Raw genomic sequence first — 1,037 nt, 5'->3', positions numbered from 1 at the left:
AATGATGCTAGCGCGTTGCTGTGCGCTGCGCAGCCGATTGCGGGCGGTCGTTTTGAGTTCGGTGAGCGAGTGTGGGCAGAAGTTGGCCAGGGCATGGCGCTTGAGCCAGGCCCAGAGATACTCCACTGGATTCAGGTCCGGGCTGTAGGGCGGGACAAAGGCCATCTGCACTGCTCCACCAGTGCTATCGAGGTAGTCGCGCACGATGCGACTCTTGTGCTGTGCGGCGCCGTCCCAGATGATCATCAGGCGGCGCTTGAGGTGCGCGCGCAGTGCCTTGAGAAACTCCACGATCTGTGCGCTCTTGATCGCGCCGTCATAAAGGCGGAACAGGCAGTTGTGATAACTCWGACCCGCGATGGCCGAGACATGTTTCCAGTTGAAGTGGAACTGGATGACCGGAGTTTGACCTTTCGGCGCCCAGGTGCGCACGCGCGTGGGTCGTTCCGAGAGCCCAGACTCGTCAATGAAGACGATCAGCCGTTGCTCCCGCGTACACTTTTTTTGAGCACCGGCCAGGTCTTTTGCTTCCACGCCAGGACGGCGTCCTCGTCGCGTTCGATAGCGCGTCGATCTGGGCGTTGGGGTGAGAAGCCGAGCGAATCCAGAATGCGCCAGACATGGGCCTCGTTGTATGACACCCCGAAGCGTTGCTCGATGAGTAGACGCACCCGTTTGAGCGTCCACAGTTCGGTGCCAAAGCCATGCTCGGTGGGGCGCTGCAGCAAGGCACGACACAACTGCTCGCGCTGGGCATCGTCGAGCAACGACGGCCGTCCACGGGCCATGGTGCGCAGCGCCTCGATGCCGCCTTCGTCCAGGCGCGCCTTCCACGTGTACACCGTCTGCCGWGCCACGCCCACYGCAGCCGCAACCTCCGCGACCGGCTTGTTCGCTAACAGCATCCGTCCAGCGCGAACCCGCTTTCTGGTCGCTTCGTCCATCTTCCYWGCCATGCAATCGACTCCCGATCAACGCCTTGATCAGATAACGCGTCAGACTCGAATCGGTTGTCATGATTTATACAAGTCTCAATA

General features: G+C 60.9%; 2 protein-coding genes. Both read right to left on the bottom strand.

Annotated features, from left to right (window positions below; all coding sequences use genetic code 11):
* On the bottom strand, window positions 1-534 hold a 534-nt coding region (locus tag AB4061_RS40555), incomplete at its 3' end, for an IS630 family transposase (protein WP_441641657.1).
* Window positions 477-944 carry an IS630 family transposase gene (locus AB4061_RS40550; protein ID WP_441641656.1) on the bottom strand — a complete coding sequence of 156 codons (468 nt, stop codon included), beginning with the start codon at window positions 942-944 and terminating at the stop codon, window positions 477-479. The genes AB4061_RS40555 and AB4061_RS40550, both read right to left, overlap by 58 nt.
* Between the last annotated feature and the right edge of the window lie 93 nt (window positions 945-1,037).

This window comes from Cupriavidus sp. YAF13 (genome assembly GCF_052113425.1).
Lineage (GTDB): Bacteria > Pseudomonadota > Gammaproteobacteria > Burkholderiales > Burkholderiaceae > Cupriavidus.
This window is presented reverse-complemented; position numbering and strand designations above follow the sequence as displayed.